Source organism: Mesorhizobium sp. M0808 (assembly GCF_040320025.1).
In the GTDB taxonomy this organism is placed as follows: domain Bacteria; phylum Pseudomonadota; class Alphaproteobacteria; order Rhizobiales; family Rhizobiaceae; genus Mesorhizobium.
Map to the genome: position 1 here is coordinate 515,014 of NZ_JAMYOX010000002.1, position 15,301 is coordinate 530,314.

Here is a 15,301-nt window from a genome sequence, read left to right on the forward strand (position 1 = left end):
GAGAGAGGCCATGAACGTTCACTCAAAAGCAGAATTCCGCAATCACACGCTGATCGTCACGGTATCGTCGGGTGACGGCCGCCCGGTGCTGGACAGGCGGGCCTATGAAAGCCTGGCCAGGACATTCCATGAAGCCGCTGTCGACGACGACGTCCGCGTCGTGGTCCTGCGCGGCTTGGCCGGGTGCTTCTGCCTCGGAGCCGATTTCTCCGAATTTCTCGATGCCACCAAACATCGGCGACTGATCGCCGCCGTCACCGATATGTTCCGCACGCTGGCGACGTTCCCGAAACCGGTCCTTGCCTGTGTCGACGGCGACGCCGTCGGCGTCGGTTGCACCATCCTGTTCCACTGCGACATGGTGATCGCCTCGAGCAAGAGCACGTTTCGGGTGCCGTTCGTCGATTTCGGCCTGGTGCCGGACGCGGCGACCAGCATTCTGGCGCCGCAGAAGCTCGGCTATGCCGGGGCGTTCCGCTTCTTCTGCCTGGGCGACACGCTCGCCGCCGAAGATGCCAGGGCACTGGGCCTTGTCGGCGAGATCGTGACGGACGGCAGCGTCGAGGAAGCCACGTTGGCAAGAGCCAGGCAACTCGCCAAGAAGCCTGTCGCGGCGCTGCTACAGACGCGCGACCTGCTTAGGGGCGACACCGGCGCGCTCTGCGACCGCATCGACCAGGAGATCTCGCTTTTCCAGCAGGCGCTGCAGGACGACACCACGCTGAAGCGACTGCAGCGGATTGCCCGGCTGGCGGCATGAGAGCCGCGTATCGATGAGGTGAGCTTATTTTTCGAGGAAAGTCGGCCCTTCGCCGATGATCTTCTTGTCCTCCTTGCCGATGACGTCGAGGTCGCGGCCGTCATAGGGAAGCGAAAGGAGAATGCGCTGCATGACGGCCAGCCGCGCGCGCCGTTTGTCGTTCGCCCGCACAATGATCCAGGGCGCGAACTCCTTGTGCGTGCGCTCGACCATCAGGTCGCGCGCTTTGGTGTATTCGTCCCATTTGGTGATGCCGGCGATGTCGATTGGCGAAAATTTCCAGCTCTTCAGCGGGCTCCAGCGGCGGTCGTGGAATCGCTCGAGCTGCGTTTCCCGGCCGATGTTCAGCCAGAATTTGAAGAAATGTATGCCCTCGTTGCGGATCATCCGCTCGAAATGCGGAACCTCGTCCAGAAATTGCTCGTGCTGCTCGGGCGTGCAGAATCCCATCACCGGTTCAACGCCGGCGCGGTTATACCAGGAGCGGTCGAAGGTGACGAATTCGCCCGACGTCGGGAAGTGGTCGACGTAGCGCTGGAAGTACCATTGTCCAAGCTCGGTGGGCGTTGGCTTGGTCAGCGCCACGTTGCGCGCCGTGCGAGGGTTCAGATACTGGCGCAAAACGAAGATCGTGCCGCCCTTACCGGCAGCGTCGCGCCCCTCGAACAGCGAAATTACCCGCTTGCCCGTCGACTGCAGCCACGCCTGCGCCTTGACCAGCTCGATCTGCAGCTTCTCTAGCCTCTCGTCATACTCCTCGCTCTTCATCTTCTTGTCGTAAGGGTAACCGCCGGCGGTGAGCTTGCGGTCCTCGACCCAGTCGGGAAGCGCGGGGGCCTCGATGTCGAACGCCCTCTCCTTGCCGTCGATCATGATCTTCAGCGGCCCCGATGAGGGTGCGGCGGGGCTTTCCTTGGCGTTTTTCATCGAGGCGAACCTTTCCAGCTTCCGGACTCGTGCTATTGGGAGCCTTACTGCATCGGCCCGAAAATCGGAATCGATTTTCGGAAAGAACGATGCAGCAGATAAAGTGGTAGAGCGTCCTTTGTGCGCCCAATTGGACGCACTGCGCTCTAGCGCCGGTCCAGCAAGAAGTTCTTGAAGTGGCCGCAGACGGAGCGCAAATGGCCGACATCGGCGCAGAGCGGAGAGGCAGGGCGCAAGCCGTCGCCATGCGGCTGTGGAACAGCCGCTGGCTGCTTGCGGCCGGCCTCGTTGCGGTTCTGATGGTCTATGGTTTTGCCGGCATGTCTGGCTATGTGGTGCTGCTGGCTGGCGCCGTGCTGGTTGCCGCTGCGATGCTGCCGGCCGGCATCGCCCGCCAATCGACCGAAAATGCCGCGGCCATCGAATCGAGCGTGCAACAACTTTCCGGCGAATATCTCGCGGCGGCGGTTGCCGATCCGCTGATCATTTTCGATCGCTCCGCCGCCATCGTCCACGCCAACGCCGCTGCCTTTGCCGCCTTCGGCGGGATTGCCCCCGGCATGTCGCTGTCGCTGAAATTCCGCGCGCCGGAAATGCAGGCCTTGCTGGATAGTATCTTGGCGGGCAACGTCGCTTCGGACAGCGTCGACTACATAGAAAAGCTGCCGGTCGAACGAGCCTATCGGGTGAGCGCGTCTTCAGTCGGCCATGCCACGGATCTCTACGTGCTGGTGTTCAAGGACCAGAGTGAGGCGCGCCGGATCGACAGAATGCGTGCCGACTTCATTGCCAATGCCAGCCACGAGCTGCGCACGCCTCTCGCCTCGATCGCCGGCTTCATCGAGACGCTGCGCGGGCCGGCCCGCAACGACCCCGCGGCGCGCGAGCAGTTCCTGCAGATCATGCAGAACCAGACCAGCCGCATGGCGCGCCTCATCGACGACCTTCTGTCGCTGTCGCGCCTGGAGATGAAGCCCTATCTCAAGCCGGGAACCGAGGTCGACCTGCGCCAGGCCATCGACAACGTCATCGATTCGCTTGGGCCGCTCGCAAAGGAAAACGGCGTCGTCATCGAGCGTGATTTCGCGGAAGGGCCGCTCGACGTGCCCGGCGATCGGGACGAGCTTTTCCAGGTCTTCGAAAACCTGCTGGAAAACGCCTGCAAATATGGTCAGTCGGGCGGACGCGTCGTGGTGTCGATCATACGCAGCGACAGCGATCCCGAACCGGGCATCGACGTCACCATCAGGGATTTCGGCCCCGGCATCCCCGAAGAGCACATCCCGCGCATCACCGAGCGCTTCTACCGCGTCGACGTCGAGAACAGCCGAACCCAGAAGGGCACCGGCCTTGGCCTGTCCATCGTCAAGCATATCCTGACCCGCCACAACGCCAGACTCTCCATCAGGTCGGAGGTCGGCAAGGGTGCGGCGTTCACGGTCCATTTGCCGGCTCGCTAACGTAGTACTATCTCTAGCACATAATGGGCCGTTTCTTTTTTCTGTCATCCGGCTAGCGTATCAGCGGGGATTCGAGGGAACGACTCAACCACGAGATCCCGGGAAAGGCATTTCGTCCATGCAGTCCGTGCATATCGTCAGCGCCTATGACGAGGAGCTGAAATATCTGTCGAAGCGCATCGCGGCGATGGGCGGGCATGCCGAGCGCATGGTCGAGCAGGCGGTCGCGGCGCTGGTCAATGCGGATCCGGGGCTTGCCCAGAAAGTCATTCGGGACGACCTGGTTCTGGATGAGGGACAGCGCGAGATCGACGACAAGGCGATCATCATCATCGCTAAACGCCAGCCGATGGCGACGGATCTGCGCGAGATCGTCGGCGCGATCCGCATCTCGGCTGACCTCGAACGGATAGGCGATCTCGGCAAGAACGTCGCCAAGCGGGTGGTTGCCGTCGCAGACGGGCGCCAGCCGAACAGCCTGTTCCGCGGCCTCGAGGCTTTGGCCAATCTGGCACTGACCCAGCTCAAGGAAGTACTCGACGTCTATGCGTCGCGGTCGGTGGAGAAAATCGGTTTCGTGCGCGACCGCGACGACCAGATCGACGCCATGTACACCTCTCTGTTTCGCGAATTGCTGACCTACATGATGGAAGACCCACGCAACATCACGCCCTGCACACATCTCCTGTTTTGCGCCAAGAACATCGAGCGCATCGGCGACCACGCTACCAACATCGCCGAGACGATCTACTATATCGTCACCGGCGATCAGATGCCGGCCGATCGTCCGAAGGGCGACAAGACGGACAAGATTATTCTTCCCGCAACCCAACCAGCGAAGTGAGTTCTCTCAGCACTGATGCGAATTTCGGATTCGCCACCTGACAGAAAATTGCGCTAAGCTTTCGACGCGCCGACTTCTCAGTTCCGCGATGAAGGCCCCGCCTTCAGGAGGCTGCGATGGAATACGTCCGCGAGTTTGCTCCTGCGCCGCCGATGTCGGGTATAATCGCTTGCGGCGTCTATACGGCTGGGCGGCGCATCGCCGACATTCCGATCGAGGAAGCCGGCGAATGGGCCGGGAAGCCGGGTCACGTGGTCTGGATCGGACTGCTGGAGCCCGACCGCAATTTGCTGCTGCGCGTCCAGGCGCAATTCCATCTGCATGAGCTGGCGATCGAGGACGCCGAGCATCCGCACCAGCGACCGAAGATCGAGCAATATGGTGATGCCCTGTTCATAGTTGCCCGCACGGCGCAGCTGATCGAGAGCCGCGTCACCTTCGGCGAGACGCATCTGTTCGTCGGCGCGGGCTACATTGTCAGCGTCAGGCATGGCCCGTCGACCTCCTACGCCGCCGTTCGGCAGCATTGGGAAAGCTGCCCGCATTCCCTTGCCAAGGGCGAGGATTTCGTCCTCTACGCCATTCTCGATTTCATCGTCGACAACTATATGCCGGTGCTTGAGCAGATCGAAAACGAGGTCGAGGCGATCGAGGACAAGGTTCTGCTGAAACCGATGACCGGCTCCGATATCGAACGGCTTTATATGCTGCGCCGCGATCTCTTGCGCCTGCGTAATGCGGCCCTGCCGCTGGTGGAGGTCTGCCGGCGGCTCACCAGCGCCGATCTGCCGCAAATCCACACAGCCATGCACCCGCTGTTTCGCGACGTCACCGACCACATCCGCACCGTCCAGGAAAAGATCGACAGCCTGCGTGAGGTTCTCGCCTTCGCCTTCGAGGCGAGCCTTCTGGTCGGTCAAAGCCAGGAGACGGCGATCTCCAAGAAGCTTGCCTCATGGGCCGCAATCTTGGCCGTGCCGACGGCATTCGCCGGCATTTACGGCATGAATTTCAGCGACATGCCGGAACTGAGGATGGAATATGGCTACCCGGCCGTCCTGGCGGCAATTGCCCTGATCTGCACGTTTCTTTACTGGCGGTTTCGCAAGAATGGGTGGCTATGAAGTGGGTGAATGGTGAATAGGGCTAGACAAGAGCCTTGCTTTCTTACTCCAAGCTCAGCCCGCCACCATTCACCATTCACCATTCACCATTCACCTGCTCCGCCGCCGCTCCGATGCCGGCTGGAACGCCACGCGGGCGTGGTACTTGCAGTAGGGGCCGGTTTCGGCTGCGTCGTTGCCGCAGAAATGGAAGTCTTCCGAAAGCGGATCGCCGTTCGGCCATTTGCAAGTGCGCTCGTTGAGTTCGACAAGTTGCAGATGCCGCGAGATCGGCACGACGACGTTCTCGACCGGGCGGATATAGTGGCGCGCCACCGGTTCGGCATCGAACTGCGCCTTGAGCGCGGTCGCACCGATCGACATCGAGGTGGTGGCATGGCGCGTGGCGCTTGCTGCCCGGGACACCGATTTCTGGATCGTCGATCCCTGCACCGTCTTCTTCTGGCGTGCCGGTGAGGCGGTCGTGCGTCCGCGACCGGACAGTTTCAGCCGGTGCACTTTGCCGATGACCGCATTGCGGCTGACCCCGCCAAGCTGTGCGGCGATCTGGCTGGCGCTGAGGCCCTCCGACCACAATTTTCTGAGAAGTTCGACTCGCTCGTCAGTCCAGTTCATGAGACCGCGCTCCTGCTGAAACGTGCGGCAATCGGAATCCATTCCCGACCCGGCTTCTGCCGGGCAGACACCACATATATCGGGTGATTAGGTCCGCCGCACGAAATCTAGTTATTTCTCTACTACAATTACCTTATGCGCTGACTCGGTGACAAGAGTCCCAAGGCCAACACGAATCGGTTTTTTCGGTTTTCCCCAACTTGCCCGGTCGCTTATGAGCCGGCGTTATGCTGGGGGGCTTGCCGCGCGACCTTGCGCGACCTTTTCGTTGACTTCACGGCCGAAAAACACGATAAGCCACAAGGGCCGCCGCTTTGGCGGCTTTTTGATTTTTCCGGTTCCGGAGACGCATATAATGAGCGGTTCGGCGCTTTTCGAGACCTTTGTTCGCGCACCCCTGGCTTTCGACCACGGTGAAGGCACCTGGCTGGTCACCGACAAGGGCGAGCGATATCTCGATTTCGCCGGCGGCATCGCCGTGAATTCGTTGGGCTACAGCCATCCGCATCTGGTCGCGGCCCTCACCGAGCAGGCCGCCAAGCTCTGGCACGTCTCCAATCTGTACGAGATTCCTGGACAGAGCCGGCTCGGCGAGCGGCTGGCCGACGCAAGCTTCGCCGACAAGGTGTTCTTCACCAATTCCGGCGCAGAGGCGCTCGAATGCGCCATCAAGACGGCGCGGCGCTACCACTTCGTCAAGGGCCATCCCGAGCGCTACCGCACAATCACCTTCGAAGGCGCCTTCCACGGCCGCACCCTGGCGACCATCGCCGCCGGCGGCCAGTACAAGTATCTGGAAGGTTTCGGCCCCAAGGTCGACGGCTTCGACCAGGTCGGCTTCGACGATGTGGATGCCGCCGAGAAGGCGATCACGCCTGAAACCGCGGCGATCCTGATCGAGCCGGTGCAAGGGGAGGGCGGCATCAGGCAAGTGCCGACGCAATCGCTGAAGCGGCTCAGGCAGCTCTGCGATCAGCACGGACTGCTCCTGATTTTCGACGAGGTCCAATGCGGCGTCGGCCGCACCGGAAAGCTGTTCGCGCATGAGTGGACGGGTGTCACACCCGACCTCATGGCGGTGGCCAAAGGCATCGGCGGCGGCTTTCCGATGGGTGCCTGCCTCGCCACCGACGAGGCAGCGGTCGGCATGACCGCCGGCGTGCACGGCACCACCTTCGGCGGCAATCCGCTGGCAATGGCGGTCGGCAACGCCGTGCTCGACGTGGTGCTGGAAGACGGCTTTCTCGAAGACGTCCGGCGCAAGGCACTGCTGTTGAAGCAGGGGCTCGCTGGCGTCGCCGACGAATTTCCGGATGTTATCGAAAGCATCAGGGGCACCGGCCTGATGCTCGGGCTTAAATGCGCGATGCCCAACACCAAGGTCACGGTGGCACTGCGTGACCAGCATCTCTTGACGGTTCCGGCCGGCGACAACGTTATCCGCCTGCTACCGCCTCTCACCGTCACCGACGCCGAGATCCACGAAGCGCTCGAGCGCATTCGTGCCGGCGCCAAGAGCCTGGCAGATGCCATCGTCGCTGCCGCTGCGAAGTAATCCTGGAATTTCTGATGTCCCTTCGCCATTTCACCGATCTTTCCGCCGTTTCCGAAGGCGATCTGCGCTTCATGCTCGACGACGCAGCGGTGCGAAAGGCAAGGCTCAAGGCCGGCGAACGCAGCAAGCCGCTCGAAGGCAAGGTGCTGGCGATGATCTTCGACAAGCCGTCGACGCGCACGCGCGTGTCGTTCGACGTCGGTATGCGGCAGTTGGGTGGCGAGACGATCATGCTGACCGGCACCGAGATGCAGCTTGGCCGCTCGGAGACCATTGCCGACACGGCCAAGGTGCTGTCGCGCTATGTCGATGCCATCATGATCCGCACCACCTCGCATGACCGGCTGCTGGAACTGACGGAAAACGCTACGGTCCCCGTCATCAACGGGCTGACCGACGAGACCCATCCCTGCCAGCTGATGGCCGACATCATGACCTTCGAAGAGCACCGCGGTCCGGTGGCCGGTAAAACGATCGCCTGGACCGGCGACGGCAACAACGTGCTGCATTCGCTGCTGGAGGCATCCGCGCGGTTCCATTTCAAGCTGAACGTCGCCGTGCCCGAGGGCAGCGAACCGGCCCAGAAGCATGTCGACTGGTCGAAAGCCAATGGCGGCAAGCTGAAATTCAGCCGTTCGCCCGAGGAGGCCGTTCACGAGGCCGACTGCATCGTCACCGACTGCTGGGTGTCGATGGGCCAGGAGCACCGTGCCCGCGGCCACAATGTCTTCCTGCCCTATCAGGTCAATGCGGCACTGATGGCGAAAGCCAAGCCGGACGCGCTGTTCATGCACTGTCTACCGGCGCATCGCGGTGAGGAGGTTACCGACGAGGTCATCGACGGACCGCATTCGGTGGTGTTCGATGAGGCCGAGAACCGGCTCCATGCCCAGAAGGCGGTCTTGGCCTGGTGCCTGGGCGCTTGATACGAGCCGCGGTGATCCGGGCCGGCCTGATCTGCGCCGCCTTGATCTGGGCCGCCTTGATCCGGGAGTTGGTGGTGCCTATCTCAGGCGCATCACGCAAATCGAGCGCGTCTCGTCGCATGCGCCCCGGAGGGCGGCATCGCCGCGCCCCGGAGCTTTGTCATGTTGGAAACTCATCAATTGGCTGAACATAAACCCAAGCTCGGCGAATTCGGCTACGCCGGCGACGACCATGTCGTGCCGTTCGAGGTCGGCCCGCTCGACGTGCGCGGTCGCACCGTCCAGCTCGGGCCGATGCTCGATGCTATTCTCAGCCGCCACGACTATCCCGAGCCGGTCGCCCGGCTCCTGGCTGAAGCCTGTGTGTTGACGGTATTGCTCGGAACTTCGCTGAAGTTCGAGGGCAAGTTCATTCTGCAGACCCGCACCGACGGGCCGGTCGACATGCTGGTCGCGGATTTCTCCACGCCGCACGCGCTGCGCGCTTATGCCCGCTTCGATGCCGACCGGCTGCAGGCTTTGACTTCTGCCGGCGAGACGTCACCGCAGACGCTGCTCGGCAGCGGCGTCCTGGCGCTGACCATCGACCAGGGCGCTCACACACAACGCTACCAGGGCATCGTCCAGCTCGACGGCGTCACACTGGAAGATGCCGCACGCACTTATTTCCGCCAGTCGGAGCAGATTCCGACCGACCTCCGGCTTTCGGTTGCCAAGCTTCTGACGCCCGGCGTCGGCGGTGCCCGCGAGCAATGGCGGGCCGGTGGCCTGCTGGCACAATTCCTGCCGCAGTCGGCGGAGCGCATGCGCGTACCCGACCTTCCCGGTGGCGACGGCGATCCGCGTGAGGAAATCCACGACCCGACCGACAATTCCTGGCAGGAGCTGCTGGCGCTGGTTGGTACTATTGAACCGACCGAGCTGATCGATCCGACGATCGGCGCCGAACGGCTGCTTTACCGGCTTTTCCACGAGCATGGCGTCCGCGTGTTCGGCGGGGTGCCGGTCGCCGACCAGTGCTCATGCTCGAGGGAGAAGATCCACGGCATCCTCGAAGGCTTTTCCGCCGAGGAGATCAGGGACAGCACCGAGGATGGCAGCATTCACGTCGCCTGCGAATTCTGCTCGAAGCAATATGACTTCGACCCGGCGGAGTTTGCAGCGGCCGGATGACGGCCGTCAATTGACGGTGCGCCGCATTCCCGGCAAGTCGAGCGAGAAGGCGGGGATGGCGACGTCGAACGTCTCGCCCCGCTTGTTGCGCATGGTGTAGTGCCCGACCATGATGCCGGACGGCGTCGAGAGCGGGCATCCAGACGTATACTGATAGCTGTCGCCGGGGTTGAGTCCGGGTTGCTCGCCGACGACCCCGGGGCCGCGCACTTCCTCGACCTTGCCGGTGCCGTCGGTAATGTGCCAGTAGCGCGACAGAAGCTGCACGAACTCATCCGACTGATTGTCGATGGTCACCTGATATCCCCAGACATAGCGGTTTTGCGGCGGGTCGGAGTGATCCTCCAGATAGAACGGCCTGACCTGCACTTCGATGTTGCGGGTGACGGCGCTGTACATAAACTGCTCCAAAGCAATGTAGATGGAACTTCGACGCTCAGCGCAGTTTGATCAACGATGCGCGTCATCTCCTTGCCCGACTCGAGCGCAGGTGCCGAAAAACAATGTCATTTAAGTGACACATGACAATGATGGTGTGCAGGCTTGTGCCGGGCGACTCAGCGTTCTGTCGAATTGTTGAAAACGGCCGTCATGCGGCCGGCACTTCTGGAGTGACCAGATCTCGATGGAACCGACATTCGCAGCCGCCCTCCTTTCCATAGCCCTCCTTCTTTCAAATCTCGCCAGCATCCTGTTAGCTTCGCTGAAGCTGAAGCGACCAGGCAGGATCGCACCGCCCGCGGCCAACGCGCCGCCGGTATCGATCGTCATCCCGGCGCGCGGCGTCGAGCCGTTTGCCGAAGAGACGCTGGAGCGCGCCTTCTCACTCGACTGGCCGCGCTACGAACTCATCTTCTGCGTTGCCCATGCCGACGACCCGGTGGTCAAGCCGATCACCGCCGCAATGGCGCGCTTTCCAGCTATTCGCGCCCGTCTTCTAGTCGGTGACGACCGCATCAGCGGCAATCCAAAACTCAACAATTGCGTGAAGGGTTGGGAAGCGGCGCATTATAGCTGGGTCATCCTTGCCGATTCCAACGTGCTTATGCCGAGCGACTACGTCCAGCACCTGATGGCGGCGTGGCGGCACGACACCGGCCTCGTCTGCTCGACGCCGATCGGCTCGCGGCCGGACGGCTTCTGGGGGGAGGTCGAATGCGCCTTTCTCAACACGCTGCAGGCACGCTGGCAGTACGCCGGAGAGGCGCTCGGCCTCGGCTTCGCGCAGGGCAAGAGCATGTTGTGGAATAAGCCGATGCTCGACGCCAATGGCGGCATCTGCGCGCTTGCTGCCGAGATCGCCGAAGACGCCGCCGCGACCAAGCTGGTCAACGGGTTCGGACTGCGGGTCAATCTTGTCGCCTCGCCCTTCGAACAGCCGCTCGGCCGGCGCACGTTTGGCGAGATCTGGTCGCGGCAGGCGCGCTGGGCGCGGCTGCGCCGCGTCACCTTCGCGCTGTTCTTCGCCCCCGAGATCCTGATCGGCGCAGCGCCGCCGCTGGTGCTTGCGCTGATCGCGGCGGCTGACGCCGGCGTCAGCCTGCCGGCAACCGCCATCGCCGTGCTGGTCGCGGCCTACCTGCCGGAATGCGCCTTGGCCTCGGCCAAGGGATGGCACCTGTCGCTGCGCACCATCCTGGCGATGATGGCGCGAGACCTGATGCTTCCCGCCATTTGGGCGCGCGGATGGCTGAGCGGCGCCGTCGACTGGCGCGGCAATGTGATGACTATCCAGACCAAGGCCGTCGCGGAGCTGGAAGAGACCCCGTCCGGCGCCTGATCGGCGCGTCCCCGCTCGCCTCTGTTCGGCCAGCCCTTATCCGGCAACTCTCAGTGCCTGCTCGATGTCTTCGAGCAGGTCGTCGGCGTCCTCAAGGCCAACTGACAGCCTGAGCGTTCCCGGTCCGATGCCGAGCTCGGCGCGGGCCTCATCGGTCAAGTTCTTGTGCGTCGTCGTCGCCGGATGGGTGATCAGGCTCTTGGCGTCGCCGAGATTGTTGGAAATCAGCACGACGTCGAGTGCGTTCTGGAAGGCAAAGGCCGCCTGCTTGCCGCCCTTCACATCGAGGCAAATCAGCGTCGAGCCGCCCGACATCTGCTTCTGGATCACGGCCGCTTGCGGGTGGTCGGCGCGGCCGGGATAGATGACGCGGGCGATTTGCGGGCGCTCGGCCAGGAAATCCGCGATGCGGCCGGCACTTTCCGTCTGCTGGCGTACGCGTAGCGGCAGCGTCTCCAGGCCTTTCAGCAGCGTCCAGGCATTGAAGGGCGAGAGGCTTGGGCCGGTGTGGCGGAAATAGTCATGCAGGTTCTCGTCGATCCATTTCTTGTCCGACAGAACGATGCCGCCAAGACAGCGCCCCTGGCCGTCAATATGCTTCGTGGCCGAATAGACGACGATGTGGGCGCCGAGCTGCAGGGGTTTCTGCTGCAAGGGCGTAGCGAAGACATTGTCGACGATCAGCCTGGCGCCGATCGAATTGGCAAGTGCCGCGACGGCGGCAATGTCGACTACCTCCAGCGTTGGATTGGTAGGGCTTTCCAGGAAAAACAGTTTGGTGTTGGGCTTGACCGCCTTTTCCCAATTGGCGATGTCGGTGCCGTCGACCAGCGTTGCCTCAATGCCGTATTTCGGCGCCAGCGTCTCGACCACCCAGCGGCAGGAGCCGAACAGCGCGCGCGCCGCCACGATATGGTCGCCCGCCTTGGCGCTGCACAGCAGTGCTGCCGTCACCGCCGCCATGCCGGATGCCGTGGCGCGCGCGTCCTCGGCTCCTTCCAGCGCGCACATGCGTTTCTCAAACATGTCGACCGTCGGATTGGCATAGCGCGAATAGATGAAGCCCGGCTCCTCGCCCTTGAAGCGGGCCTCCGCCGCTTGCGCCGTCTCGTAGACATAGCCTTGGGTGAGATACATCGCCTCGGAGGTCTCGCCGAAGCCGGAACGCAGCGTCCCGGCATGCACGAGTGCGGTCTGAGGCTTCCAGCCGCGCTTCTTGGTCATCATTCCATCCAAACACCAAAATTGGTCCAAACAACAAAAAACCGGTCGCGAAAGTCGCAACCGGTCCATATGGCCTTGCGGCCCGACGGTCCTTTAGCGACTTGTTTAACGTGGCTGCAAGCCGACCGGCCAAATCACCACGGGATAACGAGCTTTAGACCCGCGCCACGCTTGCGTCAATTGCCGGCATGATTAAGAGGGTTGTACCAAGCAGGTGCCAAAGGCGTCCACGGTCGGACCTGCGACAGAACAAGACCTCGCCCGGCGTTCGAACGGAGCCAGACCCTTGCGGCAGACAGGCATTCTTCCCGATCAGGATATTTCCACGCTGTTCCAGACGGGCGCGCTGAAATCGCCGCGCACGCTCGATGCCGATCAGATCCAGCCGGCCAGCCTTGACCTCAGGCTCGGCGACAAGGCCTGGCGGGTGCGTGCTTCCTTCTTGCCCGGCCCGGACCACAGGGTTGTCGACAAGCTCGACCGGCTGAAGCTGCACGAGATCAACCTCGCCGAAGGTGCCGTGCTGGAAACCGGCTGCGTCTACATCGTGCCGCTGCTCGAAAGCCTGGCGCTGCCCGCGCACATTTCCGCCTCCGCCAACCCGAAAAGCTCGACCGGACGGCTCGATATCTTCACCCGGGTAATGACCGACCGTGGCCACGAGTTCGACAAGATCGCCGCCGGCTATGAAGGCCCGCTCTATCTGGAGGTCAGCCCGCGCACTTTCCCGATCGTCGTGCGGACCGGCTCGCGGCTGTCGCAGATCAGGTTCCGCACCGGCAATGCGCTCTTGTCGGAAAGCGAGCTGCACGAGTTGCACCGCGCCGAGATGCTGGTCGCCACCGAACCGCCCAACATCTCAGGCGGCGGCATCGCGCTGTCGATCGATCTCGACGGCGACAAGGACGGGCTGGTCGGCTATCGCGGCAAGCACCACACCGGCCTGGTCGACGTCGACAAGCGCGCCGCGCAGGATGTGGTCGATTTCTGGGAGCCGCTCTACAAGAGCGGTGCCGGCGAGCTGGTGCTCGATCCGGACGAATTCTATATTCTGGTGTCGCGCGAGGCGGTGCATGTGCCGCCACTCTACGCCGCCGAAATGACGCCTTTCGACCCGCTGGTCGGCGAGTTCCGCGTCCATTATGCCGGTTTCTTCGACCCGGGTTTCGGCCATTCGGCGTCGGGCGGCACCGGCAGCCGGGCGGTGCTCGAGGTGCGTAGCCACGAAGTGCCGTTCATCCTCGACCACGGCCAGATCGTCGGACGGCTGGTCTACGAGCACATGCTGAAACGGCCGCAGGCGCTCTACGGCACAGATCTAGGCTCGAACTATCAGGCGCAGGGCCTGAAACTGTCCAAGCATTTCCGCACCGCGCGCTGAGCTTGGTCGCAAGACGTCAGCTGCGAAACAGATATTCTTTCGCGGCGCCAAGGCAGCCATGAAACTGACCGACAAAGAGCAGTTCTCGCACTGCCAATCGCTTCTTCCCCCAAATCCTCTGGTTTGCTTCTCGTCGTCAAGTGAGGCGCTTGAGCTGGACTGCAAGGGGAACAACTGCTTGCCGAGACATCCCAGCACATGGGCTCTGGCGGAGTCGATACCGCAGGCTCTGCCATTGTCGTTCAGTCTGTCAGCGCGGAGTGCGGACGTCATGCGATCCGCGTTGCGCATCAGAAAGCTCACTTGCGATTTCGAATAGCCGGTGGCCAGAAGCCGGTTAGTCATCGACATCCGGGCTTCGCGATAGGATTTTGCGCTGCATTGTCCGGCGCTGTAAGCCGCCGGGGAGAAATAGGCGAGGAACAGGACTAAACTTACGGACACAGTGCCAATCCGCAGGCCGTTCATTTTTCGCTCCTGAATTCTGTCACCAGTTTACAACGCCTTCACCGCCACCTTCACCGGCTGCTCGATTTCAAGCGGGTTGCGCAGCGGCAGGCCGAAATCCTGCGCCTCGATTTCGAATACGTCGCCGGCCTCGGTCCTGATGCCGTCGGCGAAGGACAGCGTCGCCGTGCCGAACATGTGTACATGCACGTCACCCGGCTGGCGGAAGGCCGAGTATTTGAAGTGATGATGCTCGAGATTGCCAATGGTGTGCGACATGTTCGCCTCGCCCGACAGGAACGGCTTTTCCCAAAGTAGCTTGCCGTCGCGCAGGATGCGTGAAGCGCCGCGGATATCGGACGGCAGGTCGCCGATCAGGATCTCCGGGCCGAACGAAGCGTTGCGCAGCTTGGAATGGGCGAGGAAGAGATAGTTCACACGCTCGGTGACGTGGTCGGAAAACTCGTTCGACAGGGTGAAGCCGACACGGAACGGGGCGCCGTCGTCGCCGATCACATAGATCCCGGCGATTTCCGGCTCCTCGCCGGCATCCTGGGCGAAGGCCGGCGACATAAGCGCCGCACCGGGCGCCACCGCCATGGTGCCGTTGCCCTTGTAGAACCATTCCGGCTGCACGCCGGTCTGGCCCTTCGCCGGCTTGCCGCCCTCAAGCCCCATGCGGAACATCTTCATGGAATCGGTCAGCTGTTCCTCGCCGTCCGTGCTGAGCTTCTTGTGCATGGAATCGCGGGTCGCGGCGGAGCCGAGATGCGTCAGCCCGGTGCCGGTGAGATGGAGATGCGCCGGATCGGGATGGTTGATCGGCGACAGCAGCCGGCCCTTCTTGTAGGCTGCGTCGAGATCGACGGTTTCGCCGAAGCCCTTGCGCTCGATCAGGGCGACAAGCCCGCTGCCGGTACGCGCGGCTTCCATCGCCAGCGAATAGACGCTGCGGGCGCCGTTGATGACGCGGGTCTTGCCGCCGTTGCGCGCAACGACGCGGATCGTCTCGGCGTCGTCGAGGATTTGTGAGATCAGCATGGTAACCCTCTCTGAATTGTGGGCTGGCCTGCCCTTTCTCGGCA

General features: G+C 62.6%; 15 protein-coding genes and 1 riboswitch. Of the genes, 9 read left to right on the forward strand and 6 right to left on the reverse strand.

The window, feature by feature from the left end:
* Nucleotides 1–10 precede the first annotated feature (10 nt).
* Nucleotides 11–760 carry an enoyl-CoA hydratase-related protein gene (locus tag NKI25_RS05445; protein WP_023677343.1) on the forward strand — a complete coding sequence of 250 codons (750 nt, stop codon included), beginning with the start codon at nucleotides 11–13 and terminating at the stop codon, nucleotides 758–760.
* A gap of 24 nt (nucleotides 761–784) precedes the next feature.
* Here the strand turns inward: NKI25_RS05445 and ppk2 are convergent, their stop codons facing one another.
* Nucleotides 785–1,687: a polyphosphate kinase 2 gene (ppk2, locus tag NKI25_RS05450; protein ID WP_352621871.1), complete on the reverse strand. Its 903-nt coding sequence runs from the start codon at nucleotides 1,685–1,687 to the stop codon at nucleotides 785–787.
* Nucleotides 1,688–1,884: 197 nt separating this feature from the next.
* Here ppk2 and NKI25_RS05455 point away from each other — a divergent pair, with 197 nt between their 5' ends.
* The 3 genes from NKI25_RS05455 (at nucleotide 1,885) to NKI25_RS05465 (ending at nucleotide 5,115) form a co-directional block, all read left to right on the forward strand.
* The gene (locus NKI25_RS05455) at nucleotides 1,885–3,147 is read left to right on the forward strand and encodes a sensor histidine kinase (RefSeq protein WP_352826911.1); all 1,263 of its coding nucleotides are present in this window, start codon (nucleotides 1,885–1,887) and stop codon (nucleotides 3,145–3,147) included.
* A 118-nt stretch (nucleotides 3,148–3,265) separates the two neighbouring features.
* Nucleotides 3,266–3,991: a phosphate signaling complex protein PhoU gene (phoU, locus tag NKI25_RS05460; RefSeq protein ID WP_352589138.1), complete on the forward strand. Its 726-nt coding sequence runs from the start codon at nucleotides 3,266–3,268 to the stop codon at nucleotides 3,989–3,991.
* A gap of 116 nt (nucleotides 3,992–4,107) precedes the next feature.
* The gene (locus NKI25_RS05465; protein WP_352621868.1) at nucleotides 4,108–5,115 is read left to right on the forward strand and encodes a magnesium and cobalt transport protein CorA; all 1,008 of its coding nucleotides are present in this window, start codon (nucleotides 4,108–4,110) and stop codon (nucleotides 5,113–5,115) included.
* 90 nt (nucleotides 5,116–5,205) lie between these two features.
* Here NKI25_RS05465 and NKI25_RS05470 read toward each other — a convergent pair whose 3' ends face one another.
* Nucleotides 5,206–5,730, reverse strand: a complete 525-nt coding sequence (locus NKI25_RS05470; RefSeq protein WP_023677348.1) for a GcrA family cell cycle regulator — start codon at nucleotides 5,728–5,730, stop codon at nucleotides 5,206–5,208.
* Nucleotides 5,731–6,085: 355 nt separating this feature from the next.
* Between NKI25_RS05470 and NKI25_RS05475 the strand changes: the two genes are divergently transcribed.
* From NKI25_RS05475 to NKI25_RS05485, 3 genes are all read left to right on the forward strand, one after another.
* On the forward strand, nucleotides 6,086–7,285 hold the full coding sequence (locus NKI25_RS05475; protein WP_352826912.1) for an aspartate aminotransferase family protein: 1,200 nt from the start codon (nucleotides 6,086–6,088) through the stop codon (nucleotides 7,283–7,285).
* A gap of 14 nt (nucleotides 7,286–7,299) precedes the next feature.
* Nucleotides 7,300–8,211, forward strand: coding sequence for an ornithine carbamoyltransferase (argF, locus tag NKI25_RS05480; protein ID WP_031211966.1), 912 nt, complete (start codon nucleotides 7,300–7,302; stop codon nucleotides 8,209–8,211).
* Between the two features lie 162 nt (nucleotides 8,212–8,373).
* Nucleotides 8,374–9,384 carry an Hsp33 family molecular chaperone gene (locus NKI25_RS05485; RefSeq protein ID WP_023677351.1) on the forward strand — a complete coding sequence of 337 codons (1,011 nt, stop codon included), beginning with the start codon at nucleotides 8,374–8,376 and terminating at the stop codon, nucleotides 9,382–9,384.
* Between the two features lie 6 nt (nucleotides 9,385–9,390).
* On the opposite strand, the gene apaG is transcribed toward NKI25_RS05485, so the two are convergent.
* Complete coding sequence (gene apaG / locus NKI25_RS05490) at nucleotides 9,391–9,783, reverse strand: Co2+/Mg2+ efflux facilitator ApaG/CorD (RefSeq protein WP_023677352.1); 393 nt, start codon at nucleotides 9,781–9,783, stop codon at nucleotides 9,391–9,393.
* Nucleotides 9,784–10,009: 226 nt separating this feature from the next.
* On the opposite strand from apaG, the gene NKI25_RS05495 reads away from it, so the two are divergent.
* Nucleotides 10,010–11,164 carry a glycosyltransferase gene (locus tag NKI25_RS05495; RefSeq protein WP_352621865.1) on the forward strand — a complete coding sequence of 385 codons (1,155 nt, stop codon included), beginning with the start codon at nucleotides 10,010–10,012 and terminating at the stop codon, nucleotides 11,162–11,164.
* Between the two features lie 36 nt (nucleotides 11,165–11,200).
* Here the strand turns inward: NKI25_RS05495 and NKI25_RS05500 are convergent, their stop codons facing one another.
* Nucleotides 11,201–12,391: an O-succinylhomoserine sulfhydrylase gene (locus NKI25_RS05500; protein WP_352998226.1), complete on the reverse strand. Its 1,191-nt coding sequence runs from the start codon at nucleotides 12,389–12,391 to the stop codon at nucleotides 11,201–11,203.
* A gap of 70 nt (nucleotides 12,392–12,461) precedes the next feature.
* Nucleotides 12,462–12,539, reverse strand: a riboswitch (SAM riboswitch).
* 135 nt (nucleotides 12,540–12,674) lie between these two features.
* Between NKI25_RS05500 and NKI25_RS05505 the strand changes: the two genes are divergently transcribed.
* Nucleotides 12,675–13,769, forward strand: coding sequence for a 2'-deoxycytidine 5'-triphosphate deaminase (locus tag NKI25_RS05505; protein ID WP_352826916.1), 1,095 nt, complete (start codon nucleotides 12,675–12,677; stop codon nucleotides 13,767–13,769).
* Here the strand turns inward: NKI25_RS05505 and NKI25_RS05510 are convergent.
* Nucleotides 13,707–14,237: a hypothetical protein gene (locus NKI25_RS05510; protein WP_352756039.1), complete on the reverse strand. Its 531-nt coding sequence runs from the start codon at nucleotides 14,235–14,237 to the stop codon at nucleotides 13,707–13,709. The two genes, NKI25_RS05505 and NKI25_RS05510, sit on opposite strands and share 63 nt — an antisense overlap.
* A gap of 27 nt (nucleotides 14,238–14,264) precedes the next feature.
* Nucleotides 14,265–15,257 carry an AraD1 family protein gene (gene araD1, locus NKI25_RS05515; RefSeq protein WP_292659523.1) on the reverse strand — a complete coding sequence of 331 codons (993 nt, stop codon included), beginning with the start codon at nucleotides 15,255–15,257 and terminating at the stop codon, nucleotides 14,265–14,267.
* Between the last annotated feature and the right edge of the window lie 44 nt (nucleotides 15,258–15,301).

Excerpts from the sequence above, each read along its gene's own strand:
- NKI25_RS05495 (WP_352621865.1), top strand. The coding sequence starts at position 10,010 with ATGGAACCGACATTCGCAGCCGCCCTCCTTTCCATAGCCCTCCTTCTT.
- NKI25_RS05510 (WP_352756039.1), bottom strand. The coding sequence starts at position 14,237 with ATGAACGGCCTGCGGATTGGCACTGTGTCCGTAAGTTTAGTCCTGTTC.
- NKI25_RS05500 (WP_352998226.1), bottom strand. The coding sequence starts at position 12,391 with ATGATGACCAAGAAGCGCGGCTGGAAGCCTCAGACCGCACTCGTGCAT.
- NKI25_RS05455 (WP_352826911.1), top strand. The coding sequence starts at position 1,885 with ATGGCCGACATCGGCGCAGAGCGGAGAGGCAGGGCGCAAGCCGTCGCC.
- ppk2 (WP_352621871.1), bottom strand. The coding sequence starts at position 1,687 with ATGAAAAACGCCAAGGAAAGCCCCGCCGCACCCTCATCGGGGCCGCTG.
- phoU (WP_352589138.1), top strand. The coding sequence starts at position 3,266 with ATGCAGTCCGTGCATATCGTCAGCGCCTATGACGAGGAGCTGAAATAT.
- argF (WP_031211966.1), top strand. The coding sequence starts at position 7,300 with ATGTCCCTTCGCCATTTCACCGATCTTTCCGCCGTTTCCGAAGGCGAT.
- NKI25_RS05465 (WP_352621868.1), top strand. The coding sequence starts at position 4,108 with ATGGAATACGTCCGCGAGTTTGCTCCTGCGCCGCCGATGTCGGGTATA.
- araD1 (WP_292659523.1), bottom strand. The coding sequence starts at position 15,257 with ATGCTGATCTCACAAATCCTCGACGACGCCGAGACGATCCGCGTCGTT.
- NKI25_RS05470 (WP_023677348.1), bottom strand. The coding sequence starts at position 5,730 with ATGAACTGGACTGACGAGCGAGTCGAACTTCTCAGAAAATTGTGGTCG.
- apaG (WP_023677352.1), bottom strand. The coding sequence starts at position 9,783 with ATGTACAGCGCCGTCACCCGCAACATCGAAGTGCAGGTCAGGCCGTTC.
- NKI25_RS05485 (WP_023677351.1), top strand. The coding sequence starts at position 8,374 with ATGTTGGAAACTCATCAATTGGCTGAACATAAACCCAAGCTCGGCGAA.
- NKI25_RS05445 (WP_023677343.1), top strand. The coding sequence starts at position 11 with ATGAACGTTCACTCAAAAGCAGAATTCCGCAATCACACGCTGATCGTC.
- NKI25_RS05475 (WP_352826912.1), top strand. The coding sequence starts at position 6,086 with ATGAGCGGTTCGGCGCTTTTCGAGACCTTTGTTCGCGCACCCCTGGCT.